General features: G+C 52.1%; 15 protein-coding genes and 1 rRNA gene. 7 read left to right on the forward strand and 9 right to left on the reverse strand.

Annotated elements, in window-relative coordinates:
- Positions 1 to 44: 44 nt before the first annotated feature.
- Positions 45 to 1,043 (forward strand): AraC family transcriptional regulator, encoded by a 999-nt coding sequence (locus D467_RS0110680; RefSeq protein WP_018917516.1) that lies wholly within the window; start codon positions 45 to 47, stop codon positions 1,041 to 1,043.
- On the opposite strand, the gene D467_RS0110685 is transcribed toward D467_RS0110680, so the two are convergent.
- The 5 genes from D467_RS0110685 to D467_RS0110705 are packed head-to-tail and all read right to left on the reverse strand — an operon-like array spanning position 1,044 to position 7,939.
- Positions 1,044 to 2,696 (reverse strand): fatty acid--CoA ligase, encoded by a 1,653-nt coding sequence (locus D467_RS0110685; protein WP_018917517.1) that lies wholly within the window; start codon positions 2,694 to 2,696, stop codon positions 1,044 to 1,046.
- 41 nt (positions 2,697 to 2,737) lie between these two features.
- On the reverse strand, positions 2,738 to 3,925 hold the full coding sequence (gene bktB / locus D467_RS0110690; protein WP_018917518.1) for a beta-ketothiolase BktB: 1,188 nt from the start codon (positions 3,923 to 3,925) through the stop codon (positions 2,738 to 2,740).
- A gap of 45 nt (positions 3,926 to 3,970) precedes the next feature.
- Complete coding sequence (locus D467_RS0110695) at positions 3,971 to 5,113, reverse strand: acyl-CoA dehydrogenase family protein (RefSeq protein ID WP_018917519.1); 1,143 nt, start codon at positions 5,111 to 5,113, stop codon at positions 3,971 to 3,973.
- Positions 5,114 to 5,115: 2 nt separating this feature from the next.
- On the reverse strand, positions 5,116 to 6,672 hold the full coding sequence (locus tag D467_RS0110700) for a fatty acyl-CoA synthetase (RefSeq protein WP_018917520.1): 1,557 nt from the start codon (positions 6,670 to 6,672) through the stop codon (positions 5,116 to 5,118).
- A gap of 37 nt (positions 6,673 to 6,709) precedes the next feature.
- Positions 6,710 to 7,939 (reverse strand): ABC transporter substrate-binding protein, encoded by a 1,230-nt coding sequence (locus D467_RS0110705; RefSeq protein ID WP_026285721.1) that lies wholly within the window; start codon positions 7,937 to 7,939, stop codon positions 6,710 to 6,712.
- A gap of 244 nt (positions 7,940 to 8,183) precedes the next feature.
- On the opposite strand from D467_RS0110705, the gene D467_RS0110710 reads away from it, so the two are divergent.
- Complete coding sequence (locus tag D467_RS0110710) at positions 8,184 to 9,035, forward strand: TatD family hydrolase (RefSeq protein WP_018917522.1); 852 nt, start codon at positions 8,184 to 8,186, stop codon at positions 9,033 to 9,035.
- 13 nt (positions 9,036 to 9,048) lie between these two features.
- Positions 9,049 to 9,528, forward strand: coding sequence for a hypothetical protein (locus D467_RS0110715; protein ID WP_018917523.1), 480 nt, complete (start codon positions 9,049 to 9,051; stop codon positions 9,526 to 9,528).
- Here D467_RS0110715 and D467_RS0110720 read toward each other — a convergent pair.
- Positions 9,525 to 10,109 carry an elongation factor P hydroxylase gene (locus D467_RS0110720; protein WP_018917524.1) on the reverse strand — a complete coding sequence of 195 codons (585 nt, stop codon included), beginning with the start codon at positions 10,107 to 10,109 and terminating at the stop codon, positions 9,525 to 9,527. The genes D467_RS0110715 and D467_RS0110720 overlap by 4 nt on opposite strands.
- Positions 10,110 to 10,248: 139 nt before the next feature.
- Here D467_RS0110720 and D467_RS0110725 point away from each other — a divergent pair, with 139 nt between their 5' ends.
- From D467_RS0110725 to D467_RS0110735, 3 genes are all read left to right on the forward strand, one after another.
- Entirely contained in the window at positions 10,249 to 11,667 is a 1,419-nt protein-coding gene (locus D467_RS0110725; protein ID WP_018917525.1) for an MATE family efflux transporter, read from the forward strand.
- 3 nt (positions 11,668 to 11,670) lie between these two features.
- The gene (locus tag D467_RS0110730; RefSeq protein WP_018917526.1) at positions 11,671 to 12,669 is read left to right on the forward strand and encodes a DUF3080 family protein; all 999 of its coding nucleotides are present in this window, start codon (positions 11,671 to 11,673) and stop codon (positions 12,667 to 12,669) included.
- A gap of 111 nt (positions 12,670 to 12,780) precedes the next feature.
- Positions 12,781 to 13,476, forward strand: a complete 696-nt coding sequence (locus D467_RS0110735; protein ID WP_018917527.1) for a hypothetical protein — start codon at positions 12,781 to 12,783, stop codon at positions 13,474 to 13,476.
- A 93-nt stretch (positions 13,477 to 13,569) separates the two neighbouring features.
- Here D467_RS0110735 and tusA read toward each other — a convergent pair whose 3' ends face one another.
- Positions 13,570 to 13,821, reverse strand: a complete 252-nt coding sequence (tusA, locus tag D467_RS0110740) for a sulfurtransferase TusA (protein ID WP_018917528.1) — start codon at positions 13,819 to 13,821, stop codon at positions 13,570 to 13,572.
- 29 nt (positions 13,822 to 13,850) lie between these two features.
- On the opposite strand from tusA, the gene D467_RS0110745 reads away from it, so the two are divergent.
- Positions 13,851 to 14,138, forward strand: coding sequence for an antibiotic biosynthesis monooxygenase family protein (locus tag D467_RS0110745; RefSeq protein WP_018917529.1), 288 nt, complete (start codon positions 13,851 to 13,853; stop codon positions 14,136 to 14,138).
- Positions 14,139 to 14,287: 149 nt separating this feature from the next.
- On the opposite strand, the gene rlmM is transcribed toward D467_RS0110745, so the two are convergent.
- Both rlmM and rrf read right to left on the reverse strand, forming a co-directional pair.
- Complete coding sequence (rlmM, locus tag D467_RS0110750) at positions 14,288 to 15,355, reverse strand: 23S rRNA (cytidine(2498)-2'-O)-methyltransferase RlmM (RefSeq protein ID WP_155826475.1); 1,068 nt, start codon at positions 15,353 to 15,355, stop codon at positions 14,288 to 14,290.
- A gap of 193 nt (positions 15,356 to 15,548) precedes the next feature.
- Positions 15,549 to 15,664 (reverse strand): 5S ribosomal RNA (gene rrf / locus D467_RS0110755).
- Between the last annotated feature and the right edge of the window lie 15 nt (positions 15,665 to 15,679).

Raw genomic sequence — 15,679 nt, forward strand, 5'->3', positions numbered from 1 at the left:
ATAAAGACCAGGGAGGCGAACACGTAGTGACCGTTACCGTCTCGATGCATTTTGTTAACCAACTCTTTTGTGGCCTACCTGCCACAACAAAGCCACGTGCTCATTATTTGGCAAAAGCTGGCATTTCGCCTTTTTTAATTGATGCCCCTCATGGTCGAGTCACCGTTGAGCAGTTTGCCGAACTCTATCGTCTTCTGGTGTTTGACCTAGACGATGAAACACCGTGTTTCTTTGCTCGTCCGCTTCGTGGCGGCACGCTTAAACTGCTCTGCTTAAGCATGCTGGATGCACCAAACTTACAGGTGGCGCTGCACCGTTATACGCAGTTCTTCCATATTTTACTTGATGACTTTAGCTATCAGTTTTCAGTTGCTAATGGCCTGGCGCGCATGGCACTAAAAGAGCATGCGCCGTTAAAGGGCAGTCGTATTTTAATTCATGAATTAATGCTTAAGTTGTTTCATGGCATTGCATCGTGGTTAATCGCCAGTAAAATCCCGCCAATCTTGATGGAATGCGCCTACGCGCAGCCCATTCATAGTGCAGACTATCTTTATTTTTATCCGGGTATCGTACGTTTCGACCAGCCCCAAACGGCGATGTCTATAGATTCAACGCTTCTGGATCATCCAATCCGACGAACCAAACAGCAGCTAGGCGCTTTTTTACGGCATGCGCCAGCGGATTGGTTTTATGTATCGTTTGAAGATCGGCTGCTTAGCCACCGGGTACGCGAACATCTTGCCCGCCATTTAGCAACCTCAGGCAGCGTGCAACACGTTGCTCGTGCTCTGCATATGTCAGTGCGTACCTTATCGCGCCACCTTCAGCAGGAAGGTACTCACTTTCAGGCAGTAAAAGATGAGTACCGGCGTGACTATGCCGTGCAGGCACTGACGCGAAGTGAAAAACCTTTAATAGATATCGCTGAAGCGCTAGGGTTTGAAGACTTGGCCTGCTTTAGCCGGGCGTTTAAAACCTGGACCGGCAATTCACCCGCCGCGTACCGCAAAGCACGAACGACGGGGCTGGCAGTTAATTAATTATAATTCGGAACGTATACGCTTCTTATCCAGCTTACCGACGCTCGTTTTAGGAATCTCATCGACAAACCGGATCATTGTGGGAATTGCCCAGCGATTAAGCTTTCCCTGTGCTACAAACTGTTCCAAAAATTCTGTTACGTCTTGTGTGGTCGGTGGGTTGTTAAGATCGCTAGGAACCACAAGTCCAGCAGGCCGCTCTCCCCATTTTTCATCCGCCACCCCAATAACCGCGACTTCGGCTACGCCAGGGCATTGGCTAATGAAGCTCTCAATTTCCAGCGATGAGAGCCACTCCCCACCCGTCTTAATCACATCTTTAATACGGTCGCTAATCGATAAAAAGCCGCTTTCATCCAGTGTTGCGACGTCCCCCGTATGCAACCAGCCATCGCGCCATAGATCTTTACTGCGCGCCTCTTCTTTGTAATAAGCCTGAGTTAACCAAGGTGCCTGCACCCGCACTTCACCAACGCTTTTACCATCATGAGGTAGCGGTTGGCCGTCTGGATCAACCACCTGCAGTTTTACCAGTGGTATCGGCAGCCCTGCTTTACACCGCCATGGAAGCTGGGTATCAAAATCCGCCTGCTCAATGTGAAAAGGCAAGATGTCGGCCGTTAAAAGTGGGCAGGTCTCCGACATACCGTAAGCACTGCGCGTATCGATTCCCAACTCCCAGGCACGCCGTGCCAGTGATTGTGTCAACGCGCTGCCGCCAACCAGTACTTTCCAACCCGAGAGATCAACGCGCTTTGAGGCGACGGCTTCGGAACTCACCACCATATTCAACAACGTGGGCACGCAATGGGAAAAATCGACCTTCTCATTGACCAGTAACGCCACGAGCATTTCAGGTTCGTAACGCCCTGGGTAGACCTGTGTGGCCCCAAGCAATGTGGCGGTATAAGGCACACCCCAGGCATGAACATGAAACATCGGGGTGATCGGCATATACACCTTATCGCGGTTGAGTAGCGCGAAACCCGGCACCTGAAATGTACTCGCCTCACCCAGGGTATGTAACACTAACTGCCGATGAGTAAAAAAGACCCCTTTAGGGTTGCCCGTTGTGCCGGTAGTGTAAAACAGCGTTGCGACTGCATTTTCATCAAAGGTGGGAAATTCATAATCGTGAGGCTGCTCGCTTAGCAGGCTCTCATACTCCCCCGCTAGAGGCAGCGATGTGCTAACGGGGCTTAAAGTCTCTTGGCATAGTAGATAGCCACGTACACGGGGCAGCTTTTCAGCCAGGGGCTCCAAAAGCGGTACAAAGTCTTCGTGCACTAATACAAAAACGTCTTCCGCATGCTCCATGGTATAAAGAATCTGCTCGGGGGCGAGCCGGACATTGACGGTATGCAGTACAGCGCCAATCATGGGAATCGCGAAAAAACACTCTAAATAGCGGTGGCTATCCCAGTCCAACACGGCCACTACGTCCCCGGCTTTAACGCCTTGAGCGGACAATACATGGGCAAGCTGATGCACCCGCTCACGAAAGATTTGATAGCTATGCCGACGCTGGTCACGATAAACAATCTGGTTATTGCCCGCCATACGAAGCCCTGAATCAAGCAAGTCGCCAATCATTAGCGGCGGGTTCGTCGCGCTAGGCGCAGCTGGTAGGATTTTTGGTGTTACCGTCGGCATAAAAAGCTCCTTAGATTTTATTATTGTCTGGGTATAGGTCATTACCAACGCTCAATTAACAGCGCAATGCCTTGCCCTCCGCCAATACACAAAGTGATCAGACCGAAACGCCCGTTGATTCGCCCAAGCTCATGTATGGTTTTAAGAATTAATATCGCACCGGTTGCGCCAACCGGATGGCCAAGGGCAACGGCACCGCCATTGGGATTAAGCTTATCCAGAGGAAACTCAAGGTGCTGGGCAACGGCAAGCGCTTGAGCGGCAAATGCTTCGTTGGATTCAATCACATCAATATCATGAATGCTCAACCCGGCTTGCTGCAAACAGCGCTTAACAGCCGGGATAGGCCCTAGCCCCATAAGCGAGGGCTCCACACCGGCAGTCGTTGCCACGCGCAGGCGCGCCTTGGGCGTTAGTCCTCTCTGCTTCGCTTCATCAATATGGGCAAGTACCAGTGTTGCTGCCCCATCGTTAATTCCCGATGCATTGCCTGCGGTTACTCGGCCCTCTTTTTGAAAGGCAGGTTTTAAACGGGCTAAATCTGCCAGTTGGATGCCACTGCGCACATGCTCATCCTCGGCAAAGCGAACGGATTGCTTGCCCTGCACAACGTCAACCGGCACTATTTGTGCCGCAAAGCGACCTTCCTCCGTTGCCCGGGCAGCTTTTTGATGGCTTTCAAGTGCAAACTGATCCAGCTGTTCACGGGTTAAACCATACTGCTGGGCAATATTTTCAGCGGTCACTCCCATATGCCCGCTACCAAACGGGTCGCTAAGCACACCTAGAGTCAAATCTTGTACGGCTATATCACCCATGCGGATGCCATTACGCGCTTGCGGCGGCAGTAAATAAGCGCCCCGCGACATCGATTCGGCACCACCCGCTAGCGCTAACCGACTATCCCCCATGACAATCTGCTGGGCAGCAGAGATGACCGCCTGAACGCCAGAGCCACACAGCCGGTTGACATTAAACGCGCCAGCTTCCTTGGGAACACCAGCTTTCAAGGCGATGTGCCGTGCCAGATAAGCATCTTGTGGGCCGGTGGTAATAATATGGCCATACACCGCGTGGTCGATATCGTCACCTGAGACATTCGCACGCAATAATGCCTCTTTCGCCGTGATTGCGCCCAGCTCATAAGGCGCCATAGACGAAAGCGATCCGTTAAAATCGCCAATAGCAGTACGGGCTCCCTCTAAAATCACCACATCATCAAGCCGCATAAAGATCTCCTAGTGTCATGCAGGTATTCACGTAGCAAGGATCAATCAAGCCGCTTTACCCAACAGTGAGCGCGCCACAATTTCTTTCATGATTTCAGAGCTTCCGGCATAGATCGTTTGCACACGTGCATCCAAATAAAATCTTGAAATTGGGTATTCGTGGGTATAACCGTAGCCGCCAAATAACTGCAGGCAGCGATCAACGGCGCGACACTGCAACTCACTTAGCTGTAATTTCAGGATTGCCGCATCGGTACTGCTCATGCTGCCCTGGCGATACTTGGCAACACAGTGATTAAAGTAGGCACGTGCCATATCAAGCTGTGCTTTAATTTCTGCCAGCGTAAAGCGGGTATTCTGAAAATCGGCCACCCGTTGGCCAAAAGCTTGGCGTTGGGCAACATAATCAAGAGTCAATGCCAGAGCGCCCTCGACCGCCCCCAGCGCTTGAGCGCCCACCCCTAAACGCTCACGTAGAAGTTCTTGCATTAGATAGCGGAAACCGGCGCCTTCATCGCCGAGCAGGGCATCATTGGTAAGCTCCAGCTGATCAAACGCCAGCTCCGCCGTATCGCTGGCATGCTGGCCAATCTTTTTAATGGGTTTACCACGCGAGAAGCCAGGCAACGAAGTGTCCACTAAAAACAATGAGACCCCTTTTGCTCCTGCACTCGGATCGGTTTTTGCGCATACAATCACCATATCCGCCACCTGGCCATTGGTAATAAACAGCTTACTGCCGTTCAATACCCAGCCTTCAGGGGTTTTGGTAGCGCGGGTTTTCATCGCGGCCAAATCACTACCTGCGTGGGGTTCACTCATGGCGATGGCTCCTAAACACTCGCCTTGCACCATAGCAGGTAACCATTTTTGACACTGATCGCTTGTGCCTAAATTTTGTAAGTAAGGCATTACGATGTTGGCGTGAATATTGTAGGCGCTGGCAAGCCCACCAAAGCCTTGCCGAGAAATCTCTTCTAGTGCCAACTGAGTAATAGCGATATCCGCGCCTGCGCCGCCATAAGTCTCATCTAGGTCGATCCCCAAAAAACCTGCGGCTCCTAACGCTCTCCAAAGGCTACGAGGTATTTCACCCTCGGCTTCCCACTGTTCATAGAAAGGAGCGACTTCTTGCGCTAAACAGCGCGAAATCATGGAGTGAAACAGCCCCGTCGCTTGCTCGTCCATGTTTACTCCTTGAGCTCTTCACGCAAATGACGTTTAAGAATTTTACCGGCGGTACTTTTTGGTAACGCTTCTGCAAACACCACTCGCTTGGGGACTTTATAAGGAGCTATTGAGCTTTTGGCATGATGGATAAGCTCGCTTTCACTAACGGATTGTCCCTCCTTCACTACTACCACTGCCGTAATAGCTTCAATCCACTTGTCATCAGGCAGGCCAACTACTGCTACTTCCGAAATTGCGGGATGTTTAAACAGCACTTCTTCCACTTCGCGGCTGGCCACCAATATGCCACCGGTATTAATGACATCTTTTATACGATCAACAACATATAAGTACCCTTCTGCATCGAAATACCCCATGTCGCCGGAGTGAAACCAGCCGCCTTGAAAAGCCTCTGTAGTCATTTCGGGCTTATCCCAATACCCCGTCATCAATTGCGGAGAACGGTGAACAATTTCGCCGTGTTCACCAGGCGCAACATCATTCAACTCCAGATCCACTATTCGGGTTTCGACCGTTAATATTGGCCTCCCGGCGGAGGCGGGGCGCTCAAGATGCTCTTCTGGTCGCAAGACCGTCGCCAGAGGCGCAATTTCGCTCTGTCCATAACAGTTATAAAGCCCAACGCCAGGGAAACGCTGCTGCATTTCTTGCAGTACCGGTACCGGCATAATAGAGGCGCCGTAATAAGCCTTTTTCAGACTGGTTAAATCAAACTGATCAAAATTGGCATGGCGTAACAGGCTGATCCAAACCGTGGGAGGAGCAAAGAACGAGGCAATTTTTTGTTCGGCAATAGCATAAAGGCAACTCTCAGGCAGCGGCGCTTCCAGTAGATAAACGGATGCGCCTAATAGCAAAGCTGGCATTAAAAAGACATGCATCTGTGCCGAATGATAAAGCGGCAGCGCTGCCAGCATCACCTCACTGCCCGTTATATCCAGCTCCACCATACACGCCATATATTCAGCCATTAACGCTTGGTGACTCATCATTGCGGCTTTTGGCGCCGCGGTTGTACCCGAGGTGTAGAGTAATTGCGCTAAGCTAGCCCCCTCCAGCGCCACCTCTGGCTCATTTGTTGCCTGCGTTGAACACGCCATGGCCAATACGTCAAAACTGCTTTCCTGGGGGGTAGGATTTGCGGCATGCAGCGTTCCACTTAGCACCAATCCGAAATCTTGTGTTGCCTGCGCGACTTTTTCTGCCAGGGAAATATCACTAAGCAGCCCCTTCGCTCCAGACTGTTCAAGGATATAGCGCAGCTCATCGCTGCTCAGCGCAAAGTTGATAGGCACATGCACAAGGCCTGCCTTGGTGGCAGCCAGCCAGGCAATTACGTAGGCATCCGAGTTTTTACCGTATACGGCCAGCCGGTCACCGGGGGCAAGACCAGCCGCTAACAGGCTATTAGCCACATTATTAGCAGCGTCGTTAAGAGCTTGATAGCTCCATATACGTTCGCCAAACGTCAGCGCGGGCTGCTGTGAATATTTTCGAGCACTACGATTTAACGCAGCGCCAATCGTATTTCTCTGAATCAAATGTGTATCAGACATGCCAAGACCTTTATGTTTTTGTTTCGTTGGCAACACTTCAGCTATTCACCAATGGGCATACGCTCTCAGAAAGCGGCCGAAATGCCTCTTCTGCAGGAATCGTGCGCACAATGCGAAAGAGGTCGTCTTCGTCTGCAGATTCTTCGGGGGTTTTCACTTCAACAAGGTACATGTCATGCACCATACGTCCGTCTTCACGAATGTAGCCATTGGTCGCGAAAATATCGTTGATCGGTGTATCCACCATTTGTTGGCGTACTAATTGGGTATTGTCAGTGCCTGTGGCTTCGATGGCTTCCAGATAATGGCGGGTGCTTGAGTAAAGCCCTGCATGCACCATGGTAGGCATGCTGCCGGTGCGCTCCCGGAAGCGTTCAGCCCATGCGCGGGTCTCATCATTTAAGTCGTAGTACCATGCTTTGGTAAATTGCAGCCCCTGGGCGTTGGCTAAACCGATACTTCGCACATCCGTACTGAATAACACCATGCCGGCGAGGATTTGCCCTGCCTGCGTGATGCCAAACTCACCGGCTGTTTGCACCGCATTGATAGTGTCGCCTCCGGCATTATTTAATGCGATTACGTCAGCACCCGATGCCTGGGCCTGCAGCATGAATGAAGAGAAATCATTATTTGGGAAGGGGTGTCTGGCACGACCAACCACCGTGCCACCGTTTTGTGTGACAACGCGCTCAACGTCTGCTTCAAGCGAATGGCCAAACGAATAGTCTGCACTTAGCAGGTACCAGTTTTTGTATCCTTCTTGGGTAATCGCCTTGGCCGTTCCGTTGGACATGGCCCAGGTATCGTAAACCCAATGAATATGGTTGAGAGAACAGTGCTCATTCGTAACGCCTGACGAAACAGCACCGTTCACCAAACCCAGCTTATCGGCGTCTTCGAGTAGTTTGACAGCGGCTAATGTGACCGATGAAGCGACCAACCCCGTGACCATATCGACGTTACGCTCATCAATCCACTCGCGTACAACACTCGATCCCACATCAGGGCTGTTACGGTCATCCGCACTAAAGACCACCACTTTAGCGCCATGCACACTACCGCCTATATCTTCAATTGCCATTTCAATAGCGTCTTGCCCTAGCGGCCCGATCGGGTCACGGTAGACACCTGACATGTCGGCTAAGTATCCAATGCGGATCTCATTGTCAGAAATACCCTCGTTCGCAGCGACGCCTGGCATGTAGCTCGCTAGTAGAACCGCTGAAGATAGGGTGGAAATAGCAAAATGGCGTGATAGTCGCATAGCGTTTTACCTATGTGTTGTTGTTATTGGATAAGCCTTAAGTACGCTTTAGTGCATGGCTTTCTCCATAGTAGGAGTAAACACCTTTCGCCTGTTTACCTATCAAGCCAGATTTTTTGCAATTCGTGCCATTCGCTGCTGACACCCGAGGGAATCTTCGCGCATTAGTCGATACTTGCGCTTAGCGTTACAATGGCGTTTTTGCTTTTTCGACGTTTTTACTTTCTCGACAAAGGAGTGACGCTTGGCTTCATCGACTGTCGATAGTTTTTTACCTGAAGCGCTTCAGTTTCGTTCTCCTTCACCGCTGGTGGATATCGGCGCTAATTTGACGCACGAGAGCTTTGATCGCGATCTTGACGATGTTATTGCGCGCGCTCAGGCGGCACAGGTCAAAACGCTGATTGTGACCGGCACAGACTTGGCCCATGCCGAGCAGGCGGTAAACCTTGCGAAGCAATACCCAGGCTTGTATGCAACGGCGGGCGTTCACCCGCACGATGCCAGCGGCTGGAGTACAGAACTGGCGCACAAGATGAAGGCGCTACATGCGTTACCCCAGGTCGTTGCAGTGGGCGAGTGCGGGCTGGATTTTAATCGCAACTTTTCCACACCAGCCGAACAAGAGCATGCGTTTGAAGCGCAGCTGGCGCTGGGCGTGGAAAGTGGCCTGCCGCTTTTTTTACACGAGCGTGATGCAGGCGTGCGAATGCGCGAAATACTCACCGCTTGGCGCGATGATATCAGCGACGCTGTCGTGCACTGTTTTACCGCTGACCGCGATACGCTGCACGGCTATCTTGACCTGGATATGCATATTGGCCTGACCGGCTGGATCTGCGACGAGCGTCGCGGCCATCATTTGCGCCCGCTGGTTAATGATATTCCTCTGGAGCGCTTGATGGTGGAAACCGACTGCCCTTACCTGCTGCCCCGCAACCTGCCCGCTAAGCTAAAGGGACGCCGCCATGAGCCAGCGCTTCTACCGTGGATCGTAAAAGAAATTGCCGAGTGGCGCGGTATCAGCGAAGCTGAACTAGGCAGCGCCACGACACGAACTGCACAGCGTTTTTTCCGCCTGCCCACAGAATCTTGAAAGGAGTACGAGCGTGGCCGATTACCCAGGATTTATTGCCATTGAAACGGGCGAAGACGACGGCCTTCCCCTTGCCATTGCTTGGTCACTACCCGACGGGCGCGTTAAAGAAACCTTGATTCAACCAGACGACAGCTGGATCAAGGAAGATACCAATGCCATGGGCGCTTATAGCATCGAGGAGCTTGAGAGCCTGGGCGTTAGCCCCCTTGAAGTGATTCGCGAGCTCGAGAACGACCATTTTTCGGCGACGCTTTACACAAGCGATAACGGCGACGAAGAAGCCGCACTTGCACGGCTGTTTGATACTTACGGGCTGGACCCATTTGTTGAGCTAGCCCCTGCCCCGGTGCTCTACCCCTCACTTGAGCCGGGCGAATGGCACCGCCAGCGACGCGAGACCTTCAGCGAGTTGGGCCTGGAGCCCATGCGCCCAGAGCATGAGCTTGAAGTCATGCTTTCCTTGCACCAGCGGTTGACCGATACGGATTAAGCATTAACGGCCACAGGCGTTTGATCCAGAACCGCCTGGCCTTGGGCAATCGCAGCGGCAAGTGACTCTTCGCGCTGATAAAACGACGTCAACGCCACGTAAAGGGCGTTGGCGCGCGTGGGCAGGCCTTCCTGTAAATAGCGCTGTTTTCGGGCGTTTACCTTCTTGGCAAATGCGTCACGATCCACTTCAACATCACCCCCCAAGTTGTCCACGCTGACATGAAAGGTACGCCCACACGCGTCGGCAAACAGTGATTCCAACGCCTGAGGGGCAATTTCGGCTTGCTCAAAAGCGCTTTGCTCCTGGGCATTGCGCCCATCGGGCAAATACCAGTAGCCATAGTCTTCCAGCTGACGGCGCTTGGTACCGGCAATACACCAGTGGCTGATTTCATGCAGGGCGCTGGCGTAAAACCCCCGCGCAAAGATGATTTGATGATAAGGCGTTTGTTCATCAGCAGGCCGATAAAGTGGTTCATCCTTACCGCGCACTAACCGGGTTTGGTAGCGCGGCATAAAAATGCCATCAAAGAGTGCCGTAATGTCTTCAAGCAACCACTTGTCTTGTGTGTGAACCACAATATCCTCGTTATTTAAGCCCTTTTTGCCTAGTATAACGGCCCTCGTTAGGTAGGCTGAAGTCTAAACGGCAAAAACCAGCGAGTCCTGCTAATCTAGCGGCGTTTTATAGCTTACTTTACTGACGGAGAGCCTTTCCTTGGCCCGCTTTGCTAACGACATCAAAACCACTTATTGGCCCGAAACACGTGCCTTGATTGCCTTGGCGCTGCCCATTTGTGGCGCGCAGCTTGCCCAGGCGGGCATGGGGGTAGTCGATGTCATGATGACGGGACGCTTTAACGCTACGTCGCTGGCAGCGGTCTCCGTGGGTACAAGCTTATGGGCACCGTTGATGCTATTCATGACGGGTACGCTCATGGGGCTTACGCCGATTGTGGCGTATCACCTCGGCGGGCAGCGCAACGATGCCATTCGCCCGGCGGTGCATCAGGGATTATGGGTGGCTTTAGTACTGGGCATTATCGCCGCGATTCTGCTTAGAACCAGCGTCATGCCCATTTTCGAATTAATGGATGTACCAGCTCAAGTCGCGCAGGATTCAGCGGCCTACCTTTCCGCTGTGGCCTTTGGCATGCCCGGCATCGCGCTTTTTCAGGCGTTACGTGCTTTTTCAGACGGCATGAATCATACGCGGCCATCACTGTGGATCAGTGTTATTGGCCTTCTTGTGAATATTCCAGCTAACTATTTGCTGATTTACGGCGGCGATGGTCTGGTTGACCTGCTGGGCAGCGGCGTGCCTGATAGCCTGCAGCAAATACCGGCTATGGGCGCCTTTGGCTGTGGTATCGCGACCGCAATCTCCATGTGGACCATGATGTTCACCATGCTGCTGTATACCCGCCGTGGACGTGCTTATAAAAACGTGTCGCTATGGCATCGCTTTACTCCACCTCAGTTGGCAGGCATTAAAGAGCTTATCTTTGTGGGCATGCCGATTGGCGTGGCCATTTTTGTTGAGGTGACTCTTTTCACCTTAATCGCCCTATTTGTCGCAAGCTTAGGAGAGGTAACCGTAGGGGCTCACCAAATCGCGCTAAGCTACACCTCTATCCTGTTTATGTTGCCGCTGTCGCTGAGTATGGCGCTAACAGTACGCGTGGGTAATACACTGGGCAGGCATCGCCCGTTTCTGGCCCGTCAGGTCGCGTGGAATGGCGTTGTGGTAAGCGTGCTCATTGCAGCCTTCAACAGCCTCTTTTTGTGGGTAACGGCAAAGCCGGTGATTGCTTTGTATACCTCGAACTCAGAGATACAGGCGCTTGCGCTTTCCATCGTGGCGTTAGCGGTTATCTTCCAGCTGTCGGATTCCCTGCAGGTGAACCTTGCAGGCGCGCTACGGGGTTATAAAGATACCCGTATCGTCATGGTCATCACGGTGCTTTCCTATTGGATTGTGGGCCTAGGCGGCGGCCACTGGCTGGGTGCTCATGGCATCAACGGTGTGTCTGAACCGCTCGGGGTTCACGGGTACTGGATCGGTTTGATTGCCGGGTTAAGTACCGCAACGGTTCTACTCGGCTGGCGTTTAAAATGGATCAGTCGACAGGAGTAAATCATGCCTCACTGGATGAGGACTCGGTATTGGCTGGCGCTATGTGTAAGCCTGCTGCTGGCAGGCTGTCAGGGCAAGGACGCCGAGCAGCCATGGATAGCCTATCATCAGCAGCTTGCCGAAGACCTGTCCTCTAAAGCAATTGAACGCACGGAAATACCCAATATCGGCGCGTTTCCTGAACGCCGGGAGCGGTTGATTCCGGTCGCAGAAACCCGTGATGGCATGTTAAACATCTACGCACTGCGCGAGTGCCAGATCACCTCTCTCATTGCCGCGCGTAATAATCAGCTAGGCCGTGTGGCGCCGCCAAGCCAGCACTGGTTATATGAACGCGAGCTATGGCAACGTCTAGATGCATGCTGGGAAAGCGATATTCCTGATCACTTAGGTGAAAAAGATAGAGAGCGCCTTGAGCAGCTGACCCTCCTCAAAACAGCTCAGCTGCCCGCCGTTAGTTGGAACGCAATTTTTGATTCTGAGGAGTGGATTAATAGCTTTTCACGGGCAAGCCATCCACTGGTGATTAGCGGCCTTCCCAACCTTGATAAGCAGTTTGCCACGGTTGTTTATTTACAGCAGATGGTAGATAGCCAGTTTAGCCAATCCTGGCAGCAGGACTCCTCCCGGCTTGAAAACCATCTTAAGCATTTACAAGAGCGCTCTTTGACTGCCGAAATATTGCGCACGCTGTTGCTGGCCGCGCAAAGCTTACAAGATGCTAACCAGTTTTTAATTCAACATGAGTCAACGAGTGAAACGTGCCTAACGCCGTGGGACATGCAAACGCTCGATAGCTTTGAAGACAGCGCGAAACAGTGGCTAACGGCTATTAATACACTCATCACCAGCCAGCCTGTCGAGCCACCTGACGCTATAAAGTCTTATCAGGCTCAGTGGCTCTCGCTTAGTCATCCCCAGGCTCCCTGGCAGCAGTACCTTCAGGCCAGAGAACACCATCAAATGCTTAGAGATAAGCACCCCGTTTGCGTAAACGATTAAATTATTCGATTTCCTCTTAACCTAGCGGTCAACCTGTGCTATTGGTGAACTATGCGGTAAGCATCTTATTGTTTGTCAATGTCGTGACCACGCAGCACAAGGAGGGACATCATGGGCGTATCCCAGTCACCCCGCTCTGCCCAGGTCATTGACCTGGCTACCGCGCGTCAGCGTCAGCAGGCGCAAAAAAGCTTGGTTCGTTTGGCTCCCGAGTTAGATGGCTTGGAAATGGTCTATCAACTCTCGGAAAGTCCCGATGTCTTTTATGGCATGCCTATCTTAGCCTGGGGGCTAAGAGAAGATGGCAATGTCGTGGGGCTAGTGCCGTGGATGGAAACGCTCACCGCCTGCCAAGAGGTCAATAGTCAGGAAAACGGCTTTTTTATTGGCTATCGTGACCCGGAAACGGAAGAGATATTCGATACCCCTCCTGATCATAAATATTATGAGCTGACGGCTGCCGCGGATTACTTTGAGTATGAGGCGTCTGGCGAAGTCACGCTTATCCAACAGCTCCCCGATACTTTAGGCACTCATGCGCTATGTATGAACCACCCCAATGCTCCCTGGCATATGAAGCCTGTTTACGGGTGGCGCTTATACAGCGACGGTTCAGTTGATGCCTTATTAGCCGATGAGCAAAAGGCGACGATGACGCCAATTCTATTAGGCGATAACTGCCTTTATTGCGCCCGCGCCCACCACCAAAGCGTATATTTCTTTCAACGCCACATCGCCAACCGCATTCTTGAAGAAGATCCTGCGACCCTTGAAGCATTAGCGATGATGGTGGTTCCTGAAGAATGAACCACCTCTTGAAACAGGCTTATTGATGAGCAAGGCGCCGTGCGGGGTTCATTCGCCATTAGTCGATTCTTGCCTCGCACAGGCTGCACTTCATCAGGCTAAACGTATAAAGTAAATATAGCCGTCGGTTGTCTCACTGCTCTGCACAAGCTCATGGCCTAAAAACTGGCAAAACTTGGGGACATCGCGCGTAGTAGCCGGATCGGTTGCAACGACCTTGAGAATTTGTCCTGAATCCATGTCTCTTACTTTGTTATGCATCAGCATAATAGGCTCAGGGCAATACAGGCCGGTAGTGTCCAGCAGAGTGTCATGACGGGGTGAGGCTTCGGTATTGTCAGCCATTCATATCCTCGGTTTAGGAAGTAGATAGCATGATTAAAGTTATCATCGAACGACGCATTATGCCCGGCCTGGAAGATGAGTATGAACAAGCAGCGCGAGAAGCCATGCGTGTCTCTCTTGGCGTTAGGGGCTTTGTCAGCGGCGAAACGCTGGTACAACAAGGCCATACTGATCGCCGTTTAATGATTACCAAGTGGCGCGACTTACGTGCCTGGAAAGAATGGCACGCCAGTGAAGCACGCGCCACTGCCATGCAGCGTATTTTACCGCTCTTAACAGAAGACGAGACTGTCCGTATCTACGAAGCGGGCTACTAGGTTCTGTCTGAAAAGTAGACGAGCGAAGATAAGACAAGGCAAAAATCGGCGAAGACACGGAATTTACTCGTGTAAATGAGTATTCTGAGCCGATTTTTAACGCCGTATTATCGAGCGCAGGCACTTTTCAGACAGGGCCTAATAATCGCCTAATGGGCTAGCCTTACGTGCACAGTCACTTCTTCTCTGTCGTGATAAAGGTGCCGGCAGGTGACCGTTGCACGGACGCCGGCACTTTCCAGGGCATCGTCCAGCTTTGACAGGCAGCGGTTTACTTCATCCCAGCGCTTTTTCATGGGCAGTTTCAGGTTGAAAATGGCCTCACGGCACCATTTGCGTGTTAACCAGCGCTCCACCATGGCGAGCACGCGTACAGGCTTATCCACTATGTCGCACACCAACCAGTCCAGACGCTGGGGCGGCTCCCACGTAAAGCCATCTTCTTTTAGATGATCAATCTGACCGGTGGCCATCAGCTGCTTATCCATCGGGCCGTTATCAATGGCATATACATACATACCGCGCTGTACCAACTGCCATGTCCAGCCACCCGGTGCGGCGCCCAAATCGGCAGCCTGCATATGATCCCCCAGGCGCTCATCCCACTCTTCACGGGGAATAAATTCGTGCCACGCCTCTTCAAGTTTAAGCGTAGAGCGACTTGGCGCACGCGTTGGAAAGCGCAACCGGCGAATACCGTTAAGCAGCTCACTGCGATTACCGGGGAAACTCATACCCAGCTGAACACGATCACCATCGGTCCAGAAGATATGTAGCCGACGCCCGCCCGCCTTGCCGCGTAGCGCGCCGCGTTTTTTCAGCATGCTTTGCAGTGGCTTGGTAAGGGCCTTAATAAGCCCCGCCAATGCTTTACCATCATTGGTATCGGGCGTTTCATGCCAGATTTCTTCAAAGCTCCAGCGGCTGGCTTTTACCTGATCTAAAATAGCGGTCAGCCGGTCATCGCGTGACAAAGTAAGCGCCGGTAAGGCGGCTAAACTTTGGCGAGCAAAGATAAGCTTCTTAAACGCGGCCTGGCGGTGTAAATCATTAACGGGCTCATCGTCGGTGCGCGTTAGGCTAACCCACCCTTCCCCGTAAGCAGGTTCACAGGTGACATCCTCAAGCTCTGCATGATGCTGCATCTCAGCCAGCGCGTCATGTTCAAAGCCAGGACGGCAGTAGACTAACCACGACGTAGGTACCGTTTCACTCACCACTTCACCTCTATTTGCGCCCATCACTCAAAAGCAATAGCCGTTTGATGTAGTCATTGGGGACGCATCATAGCACTTATAATAAACACCAAGCCTATCCGCTAAAAATTTACTGGCCGTTAAACGGCGCTTTAAATTCCACGCAAAAAAAATCCCCCGAGGCGCAAGCCGCGGGGGATTTTTCACAATAAGTGCCTGACGATGACCTACTCTCGCATGGGGAGACCCCACACTACCATCGGCGCTAAGCGGTTTCACTACTGAGTTCGGCAAGGGATCAGGTGGTTCACGCTCGCTATGGTCGTCAGGCGTAACTGTCAATGT

Source organism: Vreelandella zhanjiangensis DSM 21076 (assembly GCF_000377665.1).
Taxonomy (GTDB): domain Bacteria; phylum Pseudomonadota; class Gammaproteobacteria; order Pseudomonadales; family Halomonadaceae; genus Vreelandella; species Vreelandella zhanjiangensis.

Bases quoted from the DNA above. Each gene is read 5' to 3' on its own strand.
- D467_RS0110680 (WP_018917516.1), top strand. From the start codon at position 45: ATGCATTTTGTTAACCAACTCTTTTGTGGCCTACCTGCCACAACAAAG.
- D467_RS0110685 (WP_018917517.1), bottom strand. From the start codon at position 2,696: ATGCCGACGGTAACACCAAAAATCCTACCAGCTGCGCCTAGCGCGACG.
- bktB (WP_018917518.1), bottom strand. From the start codon at position 3,925: ATGCGGCTTGATGATGTGGTGATTTTAGAGGGAGCCCGTACTGCTATT.
- D467_RS0110695 (WP_018917519.1), bottom strand. From the start codon at position 5,113: ATGGACGAGCAAGCGACGGGGCTGTTTCACTCCATGATTTCGCGCTGT.
- D467_RS0110700 (WP_018917520.1), bottom strand. From the start codon at position 6,672: ATGTCTGATACACATTTGATTCAGAGAAATACGATTGGCGCTGCGTTA.
- D467_RS0110705 (WP_026285721.1), bottom strand. From the start codon at position 7,939: ATGCGACTATCACGCCATTTTGCTATTTCCACCCTATCTTCAGCGGTT.
- D467_RS0110730 (WP_018917526.1), top strand. From the start codon at position 11,671: ATGCCTCACTGGATGAGGACTCGGTATTGGCTGGCGCTATGTGTAAGC.
- D467_RS0110735 (WP_018917527.1), top strand. From the start codon at position 12,781: ATGGGCGTATCCCAGTCACCCCGCTCTGCCCAGGTCATTGACCTGGCT.
- tusA (WP_018917528.1), bottom strand. From the start codon at position 13,821: ATGGCTGACAATACCGAAGCCTCACCCCGTCATGACACTCTGCTGGAC.
- D467_RS0110745 (WP_018917529.1), top strand. From the start codon at position 13,851: ATGATTAAAGTTATCATCGAACGACGCATTATGCCCGGCCTGGAAGAT.